The organism is Leptolyngbya sp. AN02str, assembly GCF_050565595.1.
GTDB lineage: Bacteria > Cyanobacteriota > Cyanobacteriia > Elainellales > Elainellaceae > Kaiparowitsia.
The window spans coordinates 29,044-49,438 of record NZ_JBNXVR010000033.1 but is presented as its reverse complement, the minus strand read 5'-3'; the positions used below and the strand labels follow the sequence as shown (position 1 = coordinate 49,438).

Here is a 20,395-nt window from a genome sequence, read left to right as displayed (position 1 = left end):
TTCTTTCCCACCACGATGGATAAAAGTCGATCTTTTGTCGCTACAACGACGCCTGAGCAAATCCTGGAGGGCATGGAGGCGATCGCTCAACGTATTCACTGGGGGGCTCATCTTGACCTAGTGTTGAACGAAGCAGCCGAGGCCGTTCATTCCTTATTGCAAGTGGAGCGGGTTCTCGTTTGTTGCGCTCAGCCGATAGGTTTTGTCGTAATGGCTGAGGCCAGCACTGAAGTCAGCACTGAGGCTAATCATTCTTGGTTGGGGCAGACTTGGGCTGCGTTGGGCATAGAAGCAATACAGAGCGACGGAGCCGAGGGTGCGGCGATCGCGGTTTCAGCATTTCCGGCTGAACTGGGTTCATCGGCGTCAGATTTGGCATCACATGGGGATTTGGATGCGCTAACGGGTGAGACTCCAGGAGTGCTAGCAGACTCCATGGTGCAAGCGCTCGCTGTCGCAGCCTGCTTAGCTGCGCCCATTGTGCGCCAGGGTGAGCTGTGGGGTTGGGTTGTGGCGTTGCACCAGCACCAAACCCGAGCGTGGCGATCGCTTGACCGAAAGCTGATTCAATATGTAGCGTTGCAGTTGGGCATTGCGGCTCAGCAGCAGGGACATTTCCCCGTGCAACCGTTGTCTCATGCTTCTGTACCGGCCGGATCTGCATCTGCTGGATATGGGGCTGATACCTCTGCGGGAGCAGCCCTAGAGCAAACTCTACGCGACCAAGAACGCCGACTAACGGCGATCGCTGCCAATTTGCCCGGTGGGATTTACCGGGCCGTTTACGATGCCGATGGCACGTTCCTAAGTTTGTTTTTGAGTGATGGCTATCGCGATTTGTTGGGGTGCGATCCACAAGAACTGATGCAGCATCCTGAGCGATTGGTCGAGTTCATTCATCCCGATGACTGGGAAATGTTTCATGCTTCTGTGCAAACTGCCTCACGCCTACAAACGGCAGATCATTTGGAATATCGCTTTGTTGCACCAAATGGTCGGGTGTGCTGGGTGCGCGATCATGCCCGTTTTCACCAAGGTGAGCAGGGGGAACTAATTGTGGATGGGGTGGCAATTGACATTAGCGATCGCAAACTGGCAGAAGCCCACTTGGCCGATCATCAAGCCGCATTGAAGCAAATTATTGATTCCAGCGCTAGCTCCATCTATGTCAAAGATCCCGAAGGTCGGTTCCTGATTGCCAACCAATCAGCGGCGGATGTGCACGGCACCACAGTTGCGGCCATGCTTGGAAAATATGAGGTGGAGTTCAACGCCAACTTTACGATGGCTCAGCTCGAAGAGTATTGGGCTATCAATCGAGCCGTCATGACGAGTCGGCAACCACAACAACACATCCAGCAAATTCAAACTGCCTCCGGCGAGTGGCGCTGGTATCAAACAACCATTGGCCCATTTGTCGGCGTTGATGATCAGGTGCGGGGCGTGATTGGAAATACGGTAGATATTACCAATATGAAGCAGGTTGAAGCAGCCCTTCAAGCCAAGCAGCACTTTTTAGACAAGGTACTCACTGCCAATCCCAATGCCATCTATGTTTACGACTTGATAGCGCAGCGCAATGTGTACGCGAATCGAACTCTGATAGAAGGTCTGGGCTACACGCTGGCAGATATGCAAAAGTTAAACCACATCACCTTGCAGGATTTTGTCCATCCCGATGATTACCCCCGCCTAGAACAGCATTTGCAGCATTGTGCCACGCTGCTAGATAACCAAGTGATCGAGATTGAATATCGTTGCCAGCATGTTAATGGTGACTGGCGTTGGTTTCTTAGTCGCGATACCCCCTTTTCTCGCACAACGGATGGGGTCGTGGGGCAAATTTTGGGAACGGTGCAGGATATTACCGAGCGCAAGCGCATTGAAGAGCGCTTGCGGCAAAGCGAGCAATGGCTAAATCAACACAGCCATCAGTCTCCCAGCAATATTTACACTGTGGTGCAAGAGCCCGATGGCCGAGTATGGTTTGAGTACATTAGCGCAGCGGTGCAAACGATCCACGAGTTCACGTCTGAAGATGTGCTGGCCAATGCCTACTTGGTGCTGGATCAAATTCATCCTGAAGATCGGGCCGGCTATGCAGCGGCCGTTGCACACAGTATGCAAACGATGGGGCAGTTTGCGTATGAATGGCGGGTGATCACCCCTTCGGGCAAGGTGAAGTGGTTGCAGGCAAATTCTCAGCCGGTGCATCGGTTTAATGGGGCGATCGCCTGGCATGGCGTAGTGCAGGATATTACCGATCGCAAGTTGGCTGAAGCGACGCTGCTGCAAAGCGAAAGCCGCTACCGCCACGTGGTGCAAACCCAAACGGACTTCATTTTGCGATCGCATGCCGATACCACAATTACCTTTGCCAATGCAGCGCTGTGTTATGCACTAGGCTGCACCCTCGATCAAGTGGTGGGGCAAAAATGGATTGACTTTGCAGAGCCCGGCGATCTACAGCGAATTTTGCAGCAAATTGCGGCACTCACTCCCGATGCGCCCACTTTTATGACCGAAAATCGCGATCGCCGGGGTGATAGCCACATTGGCTGGACGCAATGGATCAACCAGGGCATTTTCAACCTGGAGGGCGAGTTGGTTGAGATTCAATCCGTCGGGCGGGATATTACCGCCTTAAAGCAGGTAGAAGCGGCCCTGCGCGAATCGGAAGAGCGCCTGCGCTTGGCGTTGGAAGCGGCGCAAATGGGCAGTTGGGATTGGAACATTTTAACCCAGGAACTGGTTGTATCAGAAAACATGGAACGATTGATGGGTATCGCTCCTGGCTGCTTTGATGGGCGTATGGAAACCGTTTTGGCGATGATCCATCCTGAAGATCGGCCTCGAATGATTGCGACCCTTCGGCACAGCATTCGCCACCAGCAAGAGTACGAGATCGAGTTTCGCTATTTCAGACCTGACGGTAGCCTGAACTGGGCAACCAGCAAGGGCAATGTCCGAGTTGACCATACTGGGTTGCCAGTGCGTCTGTTGGGGATCAACCTCGACATTACCGAGCGCAAGCATCATGAGGCCGTTCGCAAACAGGCTGAGCAGCAATTGCAAGAAAGTGAGTTGCGCTTTCGCCTGGTGTTTGAGGCGGCTGGTTTGGGAATTGCCCTCTGTCAGGGGCCAGATTACAAAGCTATCCTAAGCAATTCGTATTTGCAGGAATTTTTAGGCTACTCGGGCGAGGAGTTGCGCAATCTAGATTTGCAAGATTACACCCATCCCGATGACTACGATGTTGAGGCGGGTCTGGTTGCAGAGTGCTTTGCTGGAGCGCGCGATCGCTACCAAATCGAAAAACGATATGTGCGCAAAGATGGCAGCGTGTGTTGGGGGCTACTGAATGTGGCGGTAATTCGCAATGATGTGGGAATCGTTTCCTTTGGGTTTGCCATGGTGCAGGATATTACCCAGCGGAAACAGGCAGAACTGGCCTTACGCCAGCGGATGGAGCGCGAACAGTCGTTGGGCTTAGTGGTAAGCACAATTCGCCAATCCCTGGATTTGGATACGATCTTAACCACCGCCGCTCGTGAAGTGGCGCACCTATTGCAGCTTGATCAGGCAGCAATCGTGCAATATATTCCGGAACGACGCTGCTGGCGACACATTACAGCCTACCAGCACGATTCCCACTTTCCTAACGGAATTGGGCTAGAAATTCCGGATGACAATAATCCAATTGCAGATCAGCTGAAGCGACGAGAAGTGGTAACAGTGGTCGATTCTCGCCGAATTACAGATGCGGTGAATCGCAGGCTGGCACAGTCTTCGCCGGGAGCGTGGCTTCTGGTGCCAATTGTAGTGGGGGATTCCATTTGGGGAAGCTTTACGCTACGGGTGCGTCATCCGATTGAGCAATGGCCCAGTGAACAAATTGAATTGGCTCAAGTTTTGGCTGATCAATTAGCGATCGCCATTCATCAGTCTGCGTTGTATCACCAAGTGCAACTGCTAAACGCAAGCCTAGAAGAACAAGTGCAGGAACGTACCAATGAATTACAGCAAGCACTGAATTTTGAATCTTTACTAAAACGTATTACGGATAAGGTGAGAGACAGTTTGGATGAAGCCCAAATTCTGCAAACAGCTGTAAAAGAATTAGCAGTGAACCTGGGGTTATGTTTTTGCGATACCAGCTTGTATGACCTGGAACAGAAAGTTGCAACCATTTGCTATGAATATGTTCCTTCCCAACTGCCGTCTGCCAAAGGACAAACAATTGGTTTTTCCGAGCTACCAGAGGTTTTTGCCCAATTGCTCAATGGCACCTGTTCTCAGTTTTGTTTGATCCCAACTGGCAAGTTGCCCGCTCCTATCAAAAACGATGGCCCAGAGGTGTTGTTGGTGTGCTCGCTCAAGGATGATCAGGGGGTGTTGGGTGATATGTGGTTATCCAAGCCAGCTCACAGTTTGTTTAGCGAATTGGAGGTCAGGCTGGTGGAGCAGGTGGCCAATCAATGTGCGATCGCCCTGCGGCAAACTCAACTTTACCAGGCTGTACAACTCCAGGTGCTAGAGCTAGAGCGCCTAAATCGATTGAAGGATGACTTCCTCAGCACGGTATCTCACGAAATGCGAACTCCCATGTCTCATATTCAAATGGCAACTCAAATGTTGGAATCCAGTTTGGAGCAGGCGGGAGTGTGGAAAAGTGAATCGAGCATGGATCAGGGAAACCAGATCAGTCGCTATTTAAAACTTCTGCGAGAGGAAGGCCAGCGGGAGATGGAGTTGATTAATGATCTCTTAGATCTCACACGATTGGATGCTGGAACCGAACCCTTAACGCTAAACACCATTGATTTGCAATACTTTCTGCCACATCTGGCGGAACCGTTTATTGAACGAGTTCAGACGCAACAGCAACAGCTCGTGATTGATATTCCTGAAACGCTACCATCGCTCACAACCGATCTCACTTGTCTTGAACGCATTTTTACCGAACTGTTGCACAATGCGTGCAAATACACACCTGCCCAAGAGGTGATTACGCTCACGGCTCAGGCATCTGAAACCTGTTTGGATGTGTTCGTCAGTAATTCTGGGGTTCACATTCCGCCGTCGGAGGGCGATCGCATTTTTGATAAGTTCTACCGGATCCCCAGTCATGATCCGTGGAAGCAAAGCGGAACTGGCCTTGGTCTCGCCTTGGTGAAAAAACTGGTGGAGCATTTGGGTGCAACCATTCGCGTACAAATTCAGGAAAGATTGATCACTTTTATTTTGAGTTTTCCGCTGCATTCCCACCAGCCTCCTGAAGAGCCAACTCAAGGGGATAGCTGCACTTTGTATCGCGCTCAGTAGTCACTCTCCATCCTCCTGCTGAGTTTAGAGCAAGAGTCTGTTTTGTGGGTTGACAGGTGCGATCGCCACCAATCTGGTTGGTGAACCCTGCCCCTTGGGGCGATCGCGGTAGCGATATGATGCGGAAACTTGGGAAAAATTGGGGGAGCCTGGATATAGCAAACCCAACCCAACACTATACCCAATGGACGTTTGTTATTTAAGTTTTGGCTGCTATCCTGTCGTTCACGATGGGGGTTCTTTAAGATAGTTCTGGGGGCAAAACACCCGATTTTCCTGCTTTTTCAAGCTATCACTACCAAATTTGCGATCGCCCATGTTAGCTAGTATTGTCAAGCGCAACAACGTCGTTACCCTAGGTCATGGTGAGCAAACCCTCATCTTTGCCCATGGGTTTGGCTCAGATCAAACAGCATGGCGACACCAAGTAGAGGCCTTTGCTTCATCGTATCGAGTCGTGTTATTCGATCATGTCGGCGCAGGCAAATCTGATATGTCGGCCTATAGTCCACGGCGTTACAGCTCGCTGTACAGCTATGCCGAAGACTTGTTGGACTTGTGCGCCGAACTCAAGCTCTCTCAGACCATTTTTGTTGGGCACTCAGTCAGTGGTATGGTGAGCCTGCTGGCGGCGTTGGTCGATCCAAGCCGATTTCAAAAACTGATCTTTTTGGGAGCCTCTCCCCGCTATGTCAACGATCCGGAGACGCAGTACATTGGCGGATTCGAGCAATCGGATTTGGATGCTCTATACGATGCGATGTCGTCGAATTATTACGCTTGGGTGAGTGGTTTTGCCCCGTTAGCCATGGGCAACCCCGATCGGCCTGAGCTGGCAAACGAATTTGCAAAAACGCTGTCTGCCATTCGTCCCGACATTGCCCAGGCAGTAGCGCGGGTCATTTTCCAGTCCGATCACCGGGCTGAGCTGCCCAAGCTCAAGATACCCACGGTCATTCTGCAATCCAATAATGACATTGCGGTGCCTACGGTGGTTGGCGATTACCTGGCCCAGCATCTGCCCAACTCCACCCTCGTGCGAATCGATGCTCAGGGACACTTTCCTCACATTAGTGCCCCCCATGTTGTCACTCAAACGATTTCAGAATGTTTAGCTGCCTAGTTCTTTCCCCTCCATCTCAACCTTTGTGAAGCCAGATCACCTGTTCAAGTCTCATCGCGTATTTGCTGCTTTGCCCTCGGGGCATCCAGCTCGCTTACCGACATTTGAGCCATTGCTATGGGGTACGGCGATCGCTTTGGTGGGGTTGGCCGTGCTGAGTGGATGCTCGGTTTGGGTGTGGGGAGCACCGATGGTATTTGCCTTGGCAACGTTGTATCCGCCCGTGATGGCGATCGCCATGGTGGGCCTTGGGGTTTGGAGTGTGGACCTGCTGGGACAGCCTGATCCCAGCCTGTTTCAGCCTGTAGCGGTGATGGGCAGTGTTGTGCTGCTGAGTCCCCTGGTGAGGCGTCGCCTGTTGCAATACGAGTGGCAGTTTGCGGCTCAGGCGACCTTAGCTAACCTTACCCAAGACGAAACGGCTGGAAATTCCCATGAGGCGATCGCCCAAGCGTTGACCGCTCTCAAACAATTTTCCTGTGCAGATGGGGCCATGGTGCTGCGGCGACTGGATGAGGTTACGGCAGAGGCGCTGATGTGCATGCCCGAAGCGGTGCTGCCCGATCGGCTCACAACACCTGCAATTTTTACCGAGGCGATCGCCCAAAACCGCTGTGTCTACTACTCCAACTATCCCGAAGCTCCCGTAGCGGCAACGGCCCTTGTCGCGCAAGGGGTGCAGTCCATGGCGGTGCTGCCGCTGTACCAACCCAACCAAACGAATGGGGTCAATGGGGCCATCGTTCTAACGTGGAATGAGCCAGTTGAGTTTTCCGAAGATTTGCAGCAATTTTTGGCATCTCTGCGGGGTGGGCTGCGCAATTTGCTGCATTTTCAAGATATGACCCTGCGGCTGGATAAGCTGCAAGCTCGACTGCAAGCCATTTTAGAAACGATTCCTCAAGGGGTTGTGTTTGTGGATGAGAGTGGCGAACAGGGCTGGATTAACCACGTCGCCGCGATGCATCTCAATTTGCCCCAGGGCTATGTGGAACCGATGGCGATCGCCCAGGCCATGACAGCGCTGCGCCTGCGTGCCGACAATCAGGACGACATTGCCACCCAAGCGAGCCAGCTCTTTACCAACGCCAGTAGCGAAATTCGAAATTGGCAATGGACCTTTAGCCAGCCTGCGCACCAAGTGCTGAGCTTGTCCAGCACACCAATTTATCTGCGCGATGTGCCGGGCCGCCTGTGGGTATTCGACGACATTACCGAGCGCAAGCAGGCCGAGGCGCTTACCCAATACGCCAAAGACATGGCCGAATCTGCCAACCGCGCCAAGAGCGAGTTTTTGGCGAATATGAGCCACGAACTGCGCACGCCGCTCAACGGCATTTTGGGCTATACCCAAATTTTGAAAAAAGCCAGCAACCTCACGTCCAAACAAATGCAGGGGTTGAACATCATTCACAACAGTGGCGAACACCTCCTCACACTCATTAATGATGTGCTCGATCTGTCGAAGATTGAAGCGCGGCGGATGGAGCTGCACCCCACAGAGTTTGCGCTGCCTGCGTTTCTCGAAACGTTGGTGCAGATGTTTCAGGGGCGCGTCCGGCAGGATACGGTGTTTGCCTATCGCCCTGTTGACCCATTACCTGCCTTTGTTTATGCAGATGAGAAACGGCTGCGTCAGGTGCTGCTCAATCTGTTGAGCAATGCGATCAAGTTCACCGAGCAGGGGCGTGTTACGTTAAAGGTGCAAATCCTGGCACTCGTAGACCCCAAGGTTTCCTTAGTGCGGTTTGAGGTGGAGGATACCGGGATCGGTATTTCTGAATCTCAATTGGAGGCGATTTTTCAGCCATTTCAGCAGGTGGGCGATCATCCTCAAAAAGCTGAAGGAACGGGGTTAGGGTTGGCAATTAGTCGCCAGTTGGTGCAACTGATGGGCAGCACGATTCAGGTGCAGAGCGAGCTGGGCAAGGGTAGTCGGTTTTGGTTTGATGTGGCGCTTCCCCATGTCACGCTGTCGGGTAAGGCTGCCTATATGCCCAAACCCCATGTGGTGGGCTATGTGGGCGATCGCAAAACTATTTTGGTGGTGGATAATACTTGGGAGAACCGGGCGCTGTTGGTGGATATGTTGACCCCGTTAGGATTTCAAGTCGTAGAAGCTGTGGATGGGCGCAGCGGATTGGAGAAAGCGCAACAGCTCCTGCCCGACCTAATCTTGATGGACTTGGTGATGCCTGTGATGGATGGATTTGAGGCGATCCGCCATCTGCGGTTGTCGCCGACGTTGAGCCGCATCCCGATCATTGCCATTTCAGCCAGTGTGCTGGATATTAATGCTTCCAATAGTCACACTGTGGGGTCTGACAGCTTTTTGATGAAACCTGTGCGCGAAGATGAACTATTGGAACATGTACAACAATTTCTCAAGTTAGAGTGGATTTATCAACATCCTGGCGATCGCATATCTGATTCACCCCCATCTTCCGAGCCGCCAGATCAGGCGGTGCGAGTGCTCCCTTCGCCAACCGAGCGCGAGTTTTTTCGCTCTGTGCAGCCACACCTCCAAACCTTGTTTACATTTGCTCAGCATGGCGATATTCAGGGAATTCTGGATTACATTCCTCAGCTTGAGCAGGCCGATCCTCGATGGCTTCCCTTAACGCAACCTTTGCAGCAACTGGCGATCGCGTTTGAAGAGCAAAAAATCCTGGAATTAGTGACTCAGTATCGAGAGTTTTATGATTAGCGCCACTTTAGCCACTATTCTGATCGTGGATGACTCTCCCGCCAACTTAAACGTCTTGTTTGACGTGCTCAAGGAGGCAGGCTTTAAGGTGTTGGTGGCTCAAAGTGGAACCAGCGCATTACAAAAAGTGGAGTGCACGTCTCCCGACTTAATTTTGCTTGATATTTTGATGCCCGCTCCCGACGGGTTTGAAACCTGCCGGATTCTTAAGCAAAAGGAAGAGACCAAAGAGATTCCAATTATTTTTATGACGGCCCTGTCCGATACGGTGGACAAGGTACGGGGGTTGCAGCTAGGAGCGGTCGATTATATTACCAAGCCGTTTCAACACGAAGAAGTGCTAGCACGCATTCAGCTTCATCTCAAAATGCGTAACCTCACCCGGCAGGTACAAGCCCAAAATCTACAGCTTGAGCAAGAAATTCGAGAGCGCATTCAGGTTGAGGAGGCACTGCGGCAGCGAGAGGCCCAGCTTCAGCTCATTACCGATTCACTGCCAGTTCTCATTTCCTACGTCGATCGCACCCATTATTATCGCTTTGTCAATCGAGGTTACGAAGAGTGGTTTCAGCTGCCCAAGGAGCAAATTCAAAATCGCCACATGCAGGAAATTTTGGGAGATGAGATGTATGATGACATCCTTCCTCATTTGAATCGCGCATTGGCGGGGCAGGTGGCGACGTTTTCCAATACGCTTACGCACAATGGCCGTTTGCATTACCTGCGCGAGACCTATGTGCCCGATCGCCGTGATCAAGGCGTATTTGGGGCTTATGTCCTCATTCAAGATGTAACAGAACAGCAACAGCTAGAACAACAACTGCTGCGATCGCAACGGATGGAAAGTTTGGGCACGCTGGCCAGTGGCATCGCCCATGACTTGAACAACGTGCTAACTCCAATTTTGCTATCGGTGCAACTGTTGGCAATGCAAAGCTCTGATGAGCAAAGCCTGCGATGGCTAGAGTTATTGGAAAGCAACGCAAGACGAGGAGCCGAATTAATTCGCCAAGTCATGCTGTTTGTGCGCGGGGTCGATGGAAAACATGTGTCGCTCCGCCCTGAGCAGTTCGTCTCAGAAATTGCAAAAATCGTTCGGGAAATTTTTCCAAAATCGATTCACATCTCAACCCACATTGCATCTGATTTATGGTCTGTGTTTGGCGATGCCACCCACCTGCATCAGGTATTGATGAATTTGTGTGTCAATGCTCGGGATGCCATGCCCAATGGCGGTGAGCTTACCATTACTGCCGACAATGTTGTCATTAAAACCATAGAGCCTCCACTGCCGCCCGAGGCCAAGCCCGGTTCCTATGTGGTTGTGCGGGTGAAAGATACGGGCTGTGGGATTCCGGTCGAAAACTTGGATCGCATCTTTGAACCCTTTTTTACGACAAAAGAGTTTGGCAAAGGAACTGGGTTGGGCCTGTCAACCGTTTTAGGAATTGTCCGGAGTCACAATGGTTTCATTACCGTTATACCAGCCGAAATGGGTGGAACACAGTTCAGTGTGTTCTTACCTGCATTTATCTCACTGGTATCTGACATGGAAGATGAAACCGAAATTCCGGTGGGCCACGGAGAAACGATTTTGATTGTGGATGATGAGTTGGCGATTCGCGAAATCACCCAAAGCTCGCTGGAGGCCCATGGCTATCACGCTCTAACGGCCAAGGATGGGGTGGAAGCGCTATCAGTATACATGGAACAGTCTCAAGCCATTGACTTGGTCATGGTGGATATGATGATGCCATCCATGGATGGTCCATTGGCAATTCGGGCACTCCGAAAAATTAATCCTGATATTCGCATTGTGGCGGTGACTGGCCTAGCCCCTAACGATACATTGCGGGAGCTAACAGGAACTGATGTCCATGCGTTTTTGCCGAAGCCCTTTACAGCCAAAGATTTGCTGAAGACGCTCAATCAAGTTGTAACAAGTGCTTCATCAGCATGAGTCTGCTGGCTTACCTTGGGCTCTTACTCCTTCGGGAGGGTGCAATATTGCTTCTGTTTTTGAATATGCAAATTGGACGGGCGAGGGCTTGCATTGCGATAGCCAGTTTGATTAGGGCAGTTTGGGGGATGGCGAAGCCATCCCCCAAACTGCCCTTGTCTCAACGATGCTGGCGACAGCTATATCAGTCAAAAAAGATGGGCTGAATGTGCCGAGTAAACCCCTACCTGAAATGCCGTGAAACCCGCTCCTGTTCTAGCCTGTATCCACTTCGACGACTCTCTATCATAAAAGATAGAGATAGAAGTAACAAGCAGTATGAAGATTCAATCGTCGGTCTTGGTTCACTTAGGATTTGGTAAATATGTGCGATCGGATCAGGTGACTTCGCTTCAGCCTGTTGAAGAAGAACGCGGTCCTGGGCGGCGCACCTTTGTCTATTTGGAAGGGCATGTCGATCCAATTGTGGCTTCACGGGCTGAGGACACAATTGTTCGCGATTTGGTGCAAGAACCCCGTGAAGTGATTCAGTCTCGTCAGCAACAGGAAATTTTGACTGATCTGCTACAAGACTTGTCCAAGGTTAATTCCACAGTACGGCGCATTAGCCGCGACGAGGGCGGGCTGGATCTCGATCAACTAGAGCGTCGAATTCAGCGTGTTCTGGAAGCATAGGTTGGATGTAACTTTTCAATAGATTCATCCATCGATAGATAACTGCCGCCAGGGTAGCTATTTTGAGAGTGGCCTAGCTGCCCTCAAAACGTCTCCAGATGGAGCTTGTTCGAGATTGAATATGTTCAACCTGGAACAAGCTTTTTGCTGGCTAAACCATTAAGTAGAAAGGTCACAACGGTTTATTGCTGAGATTAGTTTCTAAGAAGGCGGGTGAATGTTTCTTTGACGCCCAGTTGATCCAGATTTTGTAAAAAGTTACTTATGTTGGCATCGGCCAAATTGCCTGGAATGCTCCCCTTCATAATGATGGATTTATTAACGGTAACGAACTGACAGAGCTGATCGAGTTGGGGGCTGTAGGCGAAATTGCAGGATGGGCCTACGACCACCACGATATTTTGCTAAAGCAATGCACCAACACCCGAGTTGCGGGCGTTCCGCTGGAGCAGCCAGCCCACCGATTGACCATTGGCATCGCCAACGGCGTGAAAAAGACGGATGCTATTCTCGCTGCGCTGCGTGGCAATTAATCACTGGATTGATTGTTGATGAAGCAGCAGCAATTCTCAGCAAAATTTGATGAAATGTTTATCTGGCGATCGCCAGATTGGTTTGAACCTGTTGTTTTGAGAGCCTTTGCCTAGAAAGGGTTCTCAAAACAGACACTCACCTCTTGCATGCAAAACACCCTTAACCAAACCTCAAAAAAGCCCATGATTGCGTGCGGAACACGCAATCATGGGCGCTTTAGCTTATCCAAAACTCCTGTTCACCAAAATTTCGGTTAAATTCCTCAAGTTTGAACGAGGTTGAAGATATGGGTGATCAACCTATCGATGTCAGCGGGTTTGCTGAGATGCACCTGAAAACCGACTTCAAGCGCAGTATTGATCGTTTCTTGATCGGCATAGCCCGATAGTGCGATCGCCGGAATTAACCCTCCAGCTTCTGGCGACAAGGCTCTGACCCGCCGCATTAAGTCATAGCCGTTGATATTGGGTAAACCAATATCACTGACAATGAGATTGGGCAGTTCTTGCCTGAGCTGTTCTAATGCGTCTGTTACCGAGCTTGCTTTTGTCACGGTTGCACCAAACTGTTGCAAGGCAAAACTAATGGCAATGGAAGACATTTCATCGTCTTCCACCAGCAAGACTTTGACACCATCCAAAGAAATTTTCGATATCGGCACTGCCGGAGCAGCGATCGGGACGGATATCGTATGATCCTTGGGAAACGTGACAGTAAATGTTGATCCCTGACCTTCTCCAGGGCTGTGTGCCTCAACCGTTCCCTTATGAGCCGTCATAATCGATTGCACCAAAAACAGTCCCAAGCCTAAACCACCTTCTCGTCTGGTGTTCGACGCATCAGACTGCCGAAACCGCTCAAACACATGAGGCAGCAAATCGCGAGAAATGCCTTTTCCGGTATCTTGCACCTGCACCTGCACTTGATTTGGCCCGTTGAGCAGTCGCACAATAATGCGGCCATCCCGTGGTGTAAATTTAATGGCATTGACGAGCAAATTTGAAAACACTTGGGATATGCGAGTTGGATCAACAGAAATTTGCTCTGGGCAGGCTTGCAAATCCGTCTCAAGCTGTAGCCCTTGCGCTTGCATTTGAGGTTGAAGCTGAGCGATCGCTTGCTGTAAGAGTGTGGTTAAATCGCTCGGCTGCAAAGCAACTTGAAAGCGATCTTGCACAATCCGAGAAACGTCTAGCAACTCTTCGATGAGTTTGGTCTGTGTCGCTGTACTTTCACGAATTGCGGCGATCGCTTGTTGTTGCGTCACCTCGTCCAGCAATCCCCGCTCCATCAGTTGAATCCAACTCAAAATACTGGTTAATGGTGTTCTCAACTCATGGGAAAGTACCGCAAGAAACTCATCTTTACTTGCATTCGCCGCTTGAGCGGCGCGTGCATGCTCCACCAACATTTGCTGCTCTCGCTCAACCCGAATCAAGTCAATAAATTCGGATGCCTGCCGAGCATACAGGTCTAGCATTCGCAGCTCGCGTTCAGAGGGACGATGAGGCTCCTGAAAATAGGTTGACAGCACCCCTAATATTTCCCCTCGTCGATTAATTAATGGCGTTGACTGAAGCGCTCGAACTCCTGCGGTTGCTGCAATCGAACGGTGCGGCTCATATTCAGGTTCAATCTGCACATCTTCAATCATCATTCGCTGCCTTTGCTGAACCGCACGATAGCAAGAAGAGTTGCTATTTACAGCCATTGCCTGAAGGTAGTCTAAAAACTCTGAACCAAAGCCCCGATGCGCCGCAACGGTTAACACTCCCCGTTGCAAATCGTACAGCTGAACCGTTCCCATCTCCGTTTGGTGAAGCGCGATCGCCGCATCCAACACTTCATTCAACGCGCGATCGAGATCCAGAGATGCAAATAGCTGCACGCTCAGATCTTGAACCTGATTGATCGCCACTAGTTCAGTTTCAAGCTGTTCTTGAATTTGACGTAGATTCTGCTCCGTTTGCTTGAGATGGTCAATATCCATCAACGCAACAACAGCACCCCGAATCTCATTGTCAACAGTGCGGTAGGGCCGAATGCGCAAGCTATACCAGTGGCCTCGCTGGTTTTGCACTTCCTGCTCAATCGGATTCAACGCTTCAATCACTTCTACAACCAGCTCTTCTAAATTGGTGCCAGTCATGCCAAACCTGAGATCGCGAATTGGCCGCCCAACATCGGATGGAATTAAGTTAAAAACATCCTGCGCCGCTGGAGTAAAGCGCCGAATCCGCAGGTCATCCGATAACATCAAAATCGGAATATTGACATGGTTGATGAGGTTCATGAGATCATCGCTAGCACGACGGACTTCAATATTCCGCTTTTGTAGCTCTTCATTCGTCGTTTTCAGCTCTTCATTGGCCGACTGAATCTCTTCTTTGGCAGTCTGTAGCTCTTCATTCGTACTTTTTAGCTCTTCATTACTCGACAAAATTTCTTCATTCGCAGCAATCAGTTGTTGGTTGGTCGATTCCTTTTCTTCAACCGTTAGTTGCAACAAGGTTTGGGTGTCGAGCAGCTCTTGGCGACTCATTGTAAGTTCTTGGCGCAGGCGAAACATTTCAGGGTCAATATTGGCTTGATCCTCTACCATGCTGGCGTCGGGATCTTGCTCCAAGGTCGGTTCTTCGAATCCTTCACGCTCAAATAGGATAAGGTAACAGCGCTCCTGAGACGTTGAAACCCGGAAGGGAATCACTTCGAGAGACAGCGACCCTGCCAACAGTTCTTGAAAGATCAGCCCTTGTCGCTTGATGGCGATCCCCTGCTGCTTAACCGTTTCAATTGCGATACGCAGGTCGGTTAATAGACTGGGACGAACCATCTTCAGCACGTTGTAGCTAGGTTCTCCGGCGGGGATTCTGAGATAGGGATTTGTATCTCCTCGAAATTGCAAAATTTCTAACTGCTCATTGACCAAAACTCCGGCTGGTCCGTAGCGGCTGAGTACAACTTGGTCGGCCCACTGCTGTAGATTGGTGCGAATCAAGGCAGCAGAAAAGATTTGTCGCTGTTCGCTCTCAGGTTGTTTGGCATAGTAGCTTGGAGTGAAGTCGAAGTTAAGACGAGACGGTACCGCCTGTCGGGTATAGACCTTGGCTTGAGCATCAAATGGTTCAAATAGGTCTGAGGTATCTCCCAAGCTCTCAGAGTTGCCCAAGATCAAAAAGCCGGAGGGCTTGAGGCTGTAATGGAAAAATGACAACACCCGTCGCTGAAGGGGCGGCTTAAAGTAAATCAGCACATTGCGACAGCTCAGTAAGTCAATGTCCGAAAAAGGCGGATCGGTACTGAGATCCTGCCGAGCAAAAATGCATAGCTCGCGCACTGACTTTTTGATTTGATACCCACCTGTGACCTCATTAAAAAATCGACTCCGGCGCTCTGCCGATACATTTTCCATCTGGCTCTCGCGGTAGAAACCGATCCGGGCGGTTTCGATAGCTTCATCGCTAATGTCGGTACCAAAAATCTGAATTGTGGGGTTTAGCAGCAGCGAATGCAAGCTCTCCAGCAAACAGATGGCAAGGGAATAGGCTTCTTCTCCGGTGGCACACCCAGCAATCCAAATGCGAATGGTTGATGCAGCGGATGGTTGATGCAGCAGGGTGGGCAATAACTGGTCTTGAATGACATGAAAGACTTCGGCATCTCGAAAAAAGCTCGTGACCGTAATCAAGACATCGTTGTAGAGAGCCTGAATTTCAGCAGGGTGCTCTTGCAAATACTGAGTGTATTCACTTAGATCCAAACATTTGTGGAGCGCCAGCCTTCGTTGCAACCGTCGCTGAAACGTATTGAGTTTGTAGTTTGTAAAGTCAACTCCCGTTTGGCGTTGCAACAGCCTAAAGACGGTGACTAACTCATCTTCTCGGATATCCAGTGAGCTTGTTTCGCCTCCTTCGGCGGGTGGCGACTTGCGCAGATAGGGATGGCGGCTAATTTTGACGAGTTCTTCCGCGATCGCAGCGGGGGACAAAATAAAATCGACTTGCCCGGTGGCGATCGCAGCAGCAGGCATATTGGCAAACTCAGCGCTGGAATGCTCTTGGGCAAAGACAATCCCCCCTTCTTCCCGAATGGACTGAATCCCAACAGCCCCATCATTGTTACTTCCCGATAACACGATGGCGATCGCCTTATTTTTTTGGTCAGCCGCTAATGACTGAAAAAAAGCATCAATCGTTTTGACACGACCCTGAGTTTGATCGCAGACCGCTAACTGAAGCTGCCCCTGCTCGATGGTCATTTGGGTATTGGGCGGAATCACATAAACATGATTGGGTTGCACCTCTGCGCCCATTGTGGCAACCTCTACTGGCATGGGTGTAGTGCGCGCCAACAAGTCACCCAAAAGACTTTCCTGCTCTGGAGCAAGATGCTGAACCAACACAAACGCCATGCCTGTATCCGCTGGCAAGTGCCTGAGCAATTCGGAAAATGCACCAAGCCCTCCAGCAGAAGCACCAATTCCTACAACTAACAACACATCATTTGTAGGATCTTGAAAAGACATAATCTAGTCTCGGTAAGGGGCCAGAGCAATATTCCAAAAATCGTCTTTGCTGAGAAATATTTTTTTGCTCAATGTCACAAGCGATACAAGCTAACTCTACAAGTTTAGACAATCGCTCTAGAACTTTTCACTTACGCAGGCACAATATATTAATTTGTGTTAGGTTTGAATTGTTAGATAAACATGTTAGATTATACCGCTTGTCGATTCTCAAAATCAAAGAAATTCTGATTCAATTAAACACCTAAAGATTTGCCAAAAGAAGACTTTCAGAAGCTTTTCGCGATCTGTGTTTTGATTGATACAGACAAAATAGAGCTAAATCAAGAATCAAAATATCGGATTGATCGATGCATGTAAATCCTTTGTTTTGTGCCAGCAGGTTACTCTTTAAAGTATCTCATTAAATCCAGTTTGAGCTTGTCTGAGAAGAATATTTAGGCTGGGTAGAGAATCTAAATTAAACCTGCTTTTAAATTAGGTTCACAAAACAATGATTTTCACCTTCATCAGCTCAAGCTGTTGCTGAAAAGCTGCTGGATCGTCATTGTTGATGATGGTTCTTAGATAGTTGACGGGAATTAAAATGGATACCGTTCTTAATATTTAATCGTTTAAGGTTTATATATCCAAACCATTCGAAAGTATCAAAAGGTTATAGATATGGATGCTCAAGAAATTCGAAAACGCTACTCTGATGGACAACGAGATTTTAGTCATGTCAATCTTGTTCAAGTCTGTCTTGTGAATGCAAAGCTGATTGGAGCCGAACTCAATGGGGCAGAATTGATTGGAGCTGATTTGAGTGGGGCAGAACTAACAGAAGCGCAGCTTAACCAGGCAAAACTCAATCAAGCCAATTTAACAGATGCAGACTTGGTTCAAGCTTGTTTAACTCATGCAGATTTGAGTGAAGCAGACCTGAGTGGGGCCAGTTTGACCCATGCAGATTTGAGCGGAGCAGACCTGAGCGGGGCAAAGCTTGGAGGCACAGACCTGAGGCAAGCCAACCTTAATCATGCAAATCTAAATGGGGCTGATTTGCGGTGTGCTGATTTGAGTGGGGCGAATTTAAGAGAAACAAATCTGCGCAATGCCATACTAGACGGGGCTTATTTAGGCGGAGCAGATCTAACCGGAGCAGATACGGAAGGGGCCACGATTCTCAGAGCTGAGTTAAGCCAAACAAGAATGACTGATGGAACGATATATAACTAGTAGAATTTCTCAATACCCAATTCAAAATTAAGTAGCAAGTCTAATTGAATTAATCTTAGTTTGCCGGATCTTGGCTGTGTTCAACGCGCTTCATTAGCAAGACGTAAAGCATTAAGCGGGCTGAAATCCAGCTTACGAACTATTATGGCGACCAGCTGATGGATTCGAGATTGACTGTACAGTCTTCATGGCATAGGAAATCACTAAAATGATCATTTTCAAACGGATTTCTTTAACTTCGGCACCTGAATCTTTACAAGATGAAGCGTTAACCAGTTTTGTCGCAGATCAAAGTATGGCAAGCCAGCACATTTGCTCATGTTGTTCTTACGTTTTGCTGAGACATATACATTTAGGGAGTTTGTATTGGCGTTGTAGCCATTGCTATGCGGAAATGCCAGCTTGGGCCTGATTTTCAGGAACCCAGCGATCGCTGAGGTTCACTTCTACAGCATCTTCATCGACAAGAAGAACCCTTGCACTTCTGCCTGAAGCGTCGTAAATGCTGAGGTGCTGCTGCCTTTCTAGAGATGACAAACAATCTCTATGATGAGATTGCTTGAATCATACAAAGGCGAGTACTAAGACCAATTCCACTTGGACTCCATCCACTCGGGCAGTGATGTTCTCGAATTGAAGGTCAACTTTCCTCCCGCTTCATCCGATAATGAAGGAAAAGCAAACCTTTTTTAGTGTTTCATCATGGCCGATCTGTCATCCTGGGGTACATCCCTGACAACCACCGCTCAACGGATTCTCTTGCTTGGCTCTGGCGAGCTGGGTAAAGAAGTTGCTATCGAAGCGATGCGTTTGGGATTAGAAGTCATTGCGGTTGATGCCTATGCGAATGCGCCCGCGATGCAGGTGGCCCACCGAGCGCATGTGATCAATATGCTGGATGGAGCAGAGGTGCGGCAAATTGTTGAGCAGGAAAAACCATGGCTCATTGTGCCAGAGGTTGAGGCGATCGCCACGGCTACCCTCGTAGAATTAGAACAAGAAGGGTGGCGGGTCATTCCCACGGCGAAGGCAACTCAGCTCACGATGAATCGAGAAGGGATTCGACGGTTAGCAGCCGAAGAGTTAGGGCTACAAACCTCGCCCTATCGCTTTGCGGAGACCGAGGCAGAATACCAGCAGGCGATCGCAGATTTAGGCATTCCCTGCGTCGTAAAACCCGTCATGAGTTCCTCTGGAAAAGGCCAAAGTACCATTCGCACCGAGGCCGATGTGCAGCCCGCGTGGGAGTATGCTCAAGCCGGGGGGCGCACCAAAGGCGGTCGAGTTATTGTCGAAGGATTTGTCCCCTTTGACACCGAAATTACCCTACTAACCGTTCGCTCTGCTTCAGGTACGCACTTCTGTCCACCCATTGGCCACATTCAGGTTAGTGGCGACTATCGAGAATCCTGGCAACCCTGCATTCTGCATCCTCAGACACTAGAGCAGTGTCAAGAGATTGCCGAGAAAATTACAACAGCCCTTGGCGGATGGGGCCTGTTTGGTGTTGAACTCTTTATTCAAGGAACGAGCGAAACAGCACAAACTGTTTACTTCAGCGAAGTAAGCCCTCGTCCTCACGACACTGGGATGGTCACTCTCATTAGTCAAAATATGTCTGAATTTGAGCTGCATGTGCGGGCTATTACTGGGCTGCCCATTGGCGAGATTACCCTCATACAACCGGGAGCATCGGCTGTGATTCTCGCTAATGCAGCGGGTGACAATCCCTGCTTTTCTGGAATAAACGAAGCGTTGCAAGTGCCAACCAGTAAAGTTCGTCTGTTTGGTAAGCCTCGCGCCTATCGAAATCGCCGCATGGGGGTGGCATTGGCCCTTGGCGATACTGTCGAACAAGCTAGAGATCGGGCAAAAGCCAGCGCGGCAGCTGTCACAGTTTTGGTGGATAATCCGGAGCAATAAGTTCGAGAAAAGCCATTTGACCACTTAGCTGCTGGTCAAATAGTCCATCTCTTTGCGGCTCTGTTGTGGCATGCCCTGCTGGGATAACGGTACCTCTGCGGCGACCGGGTGCATCTCACCCACAAACAGGGCTGCGACATTTGCCCAAAAGCCTAATGGTGGTGACTGATGGCTGATGAACCTGGTCTATGATCCATCAGCCAAGTGCGCAACTTCTCACAAAATAGATACATCCTGGCGATCGCCCTCTTGCTTTAATACCCTTCAATCCCCCTATACACCTCCTGAACGAATGGCTGTTTGAGGCTTGAATCGTTGAGCAGTGCGGCTGCGTAGCAATTCAGACAGGAGGTTTCATACAGGTGAAACCCATTATCAAAGCACAGGAACGGCTGTCAATTGTTC

10 protein-coding genes are annotated in these 20,395 nt (G+C 49.9%); 8 read left to right on the top strand and 2 right to left on the bottom strand.

The window, feature by feature from the left end; translation table 11 throughout:
• Positions 1–15 precede the first annotated feature (15 nt).
• From ACQ4M4_RS20745 to ACQ4M4_RS20720, 6 genes are all read left to right on the top strand, one after another.
• Positions 16–5,325: a PAS domain S-box protein gene (locus ACQ4M4_RS20745; RefSeq protein WP_430686370.1), complete on the top strand. Its 5,310-nt coding sequence runs from the start codon at positions 16–18 to the stop codon at positions 5,323–5,325.
• 316 nt (positions 5,326–5,641) lie between these two features.
• The gene (locus ACQ4M4_RS20740) at positions 5,642–6,448 is read left to right on the top strand and encodes an alpha/beta fold hydrolase (protein ID WP_430686369.1); all 807 of its coding nucleotides are present in this window, start codon (positions 5,642–5,644) and stop codon (positions 6,446–6,448) included.
• Positions 6,449–6,473: 25 nt separating this feature from the next.
• Complete coding sequence (locus ACQ4M4_RS20735) at positions 6,474–9,155, top strand: ATP-binding protein (protein WP_430686368.1); 2,682 nt, start codon at positions 6,474–6,476, stop codon at positions 9,153–9,155.
• Positions 9,148–11,115: an ATP-binding response regulator gene (locus ACQ4M4_RS20730; RefSeq protein WP_430686367.1), complete on the top strand. Its 1,968-nt coding sequence runs from the start codon at positions 9,148–9,150 to the stop codon at positions 11,113–11,115. Before ACQ4M4_RS20735 ends, ACQ4M4_RS20730 begins: the two co-directional genes overlap by 8 nt.
• Before the next feature lie 318 nt (positions 11,116–11,433).
• Positions 11,434–11,790, top strand: coding sequence for a hypothetical protein (locus tag ACQ4M4_RS20725; RefSeq protein ID WP_430686366.1), 357 nt, complete (start codon positions 11,434–11,436; stop codon positions 11,788–11,790).
• A gap of 272 nt (positions 11,791–12,062) precedes the next feature.
• The gene (locus tag ACQ4M4_RS20720; protein ID WP_430686386.1) at positions 12,063–12,323 is read left to right on the top strand and encodes a sugar-binding domain-containing protein; all 261 of its coding nucleotides are present in this window, start codon (positions 12,063–12,065) and stop codon (positions 12,321–12,323) included.
• A 263-nt stretch (positions 12,324–12,586) separates the two neighbouring features.
• Here the strand turns inward: ACQ4M4_RS20720 and ACQ4M4_RS20715 are convergent, their stop codons facing one another.
• Positions 12,587–16,849, bottom strand: coding sequence for a chemotaxis protein CheB (locus ACQ4M4_RS20715; RefSeq protein ID WP_430686365.1), 4,263 nt, complete (start codon positions 16,847–16,849; stop codon positions 12,587–12,589).
• Between the two features lie 663 nt (positions 16,850–17,512).
• On the opposite strand from ACQ4M4_RS20715, the gene ACQ4M4_RS20710 reads away from it, so the two are divergent.
• Positions 17,513–18,067 (top strand): pentapeptide repeat-containing protein, encoded by a 555-nt coding sequence (locus ACQ4M4_RS20710; RefSeq protein ID WP_430686364.1) that lies wholly within the window; start codon positions 17,513–17,515, stop codon positions 18,065–18,067.
• Positions 18,068–18,451: 384 nt separating this feature from the next.
• Here the strand turns inward: ACQ4M4_RS20710 and ACQ4M4_RS20705 are convergent, their stop codons facing one another.
• Entirely contained in the window at positions 18,452–18,604 is a 153-nt protein-coding gene (locus ACQ4M4_RS20705) for a hypothetical protein (RefSeq protein ID WP_430686363.1), read from the bottom strand.
• Between the two features lie 165 nt (positions 18,605–18,769).
• On the opposite strand from ACQ4M4_RS20705, the gene purT reads away from it, so the two are divergent.
• Positions 18,770–19,990, top strand: a complete 1,221-nt coding sequence (gene purT / locus ACQ4M4_RS20700) for a formate-dependent phosphoribosylglycinamide formyltransferase (RefSeq protein ID WP_430686362.1) — start codon at positions 18,770–18,772, stop codon at positions 19,988–19,990.
• Positions 19,991–20,395: the final 405 nt, after the last annotated feature.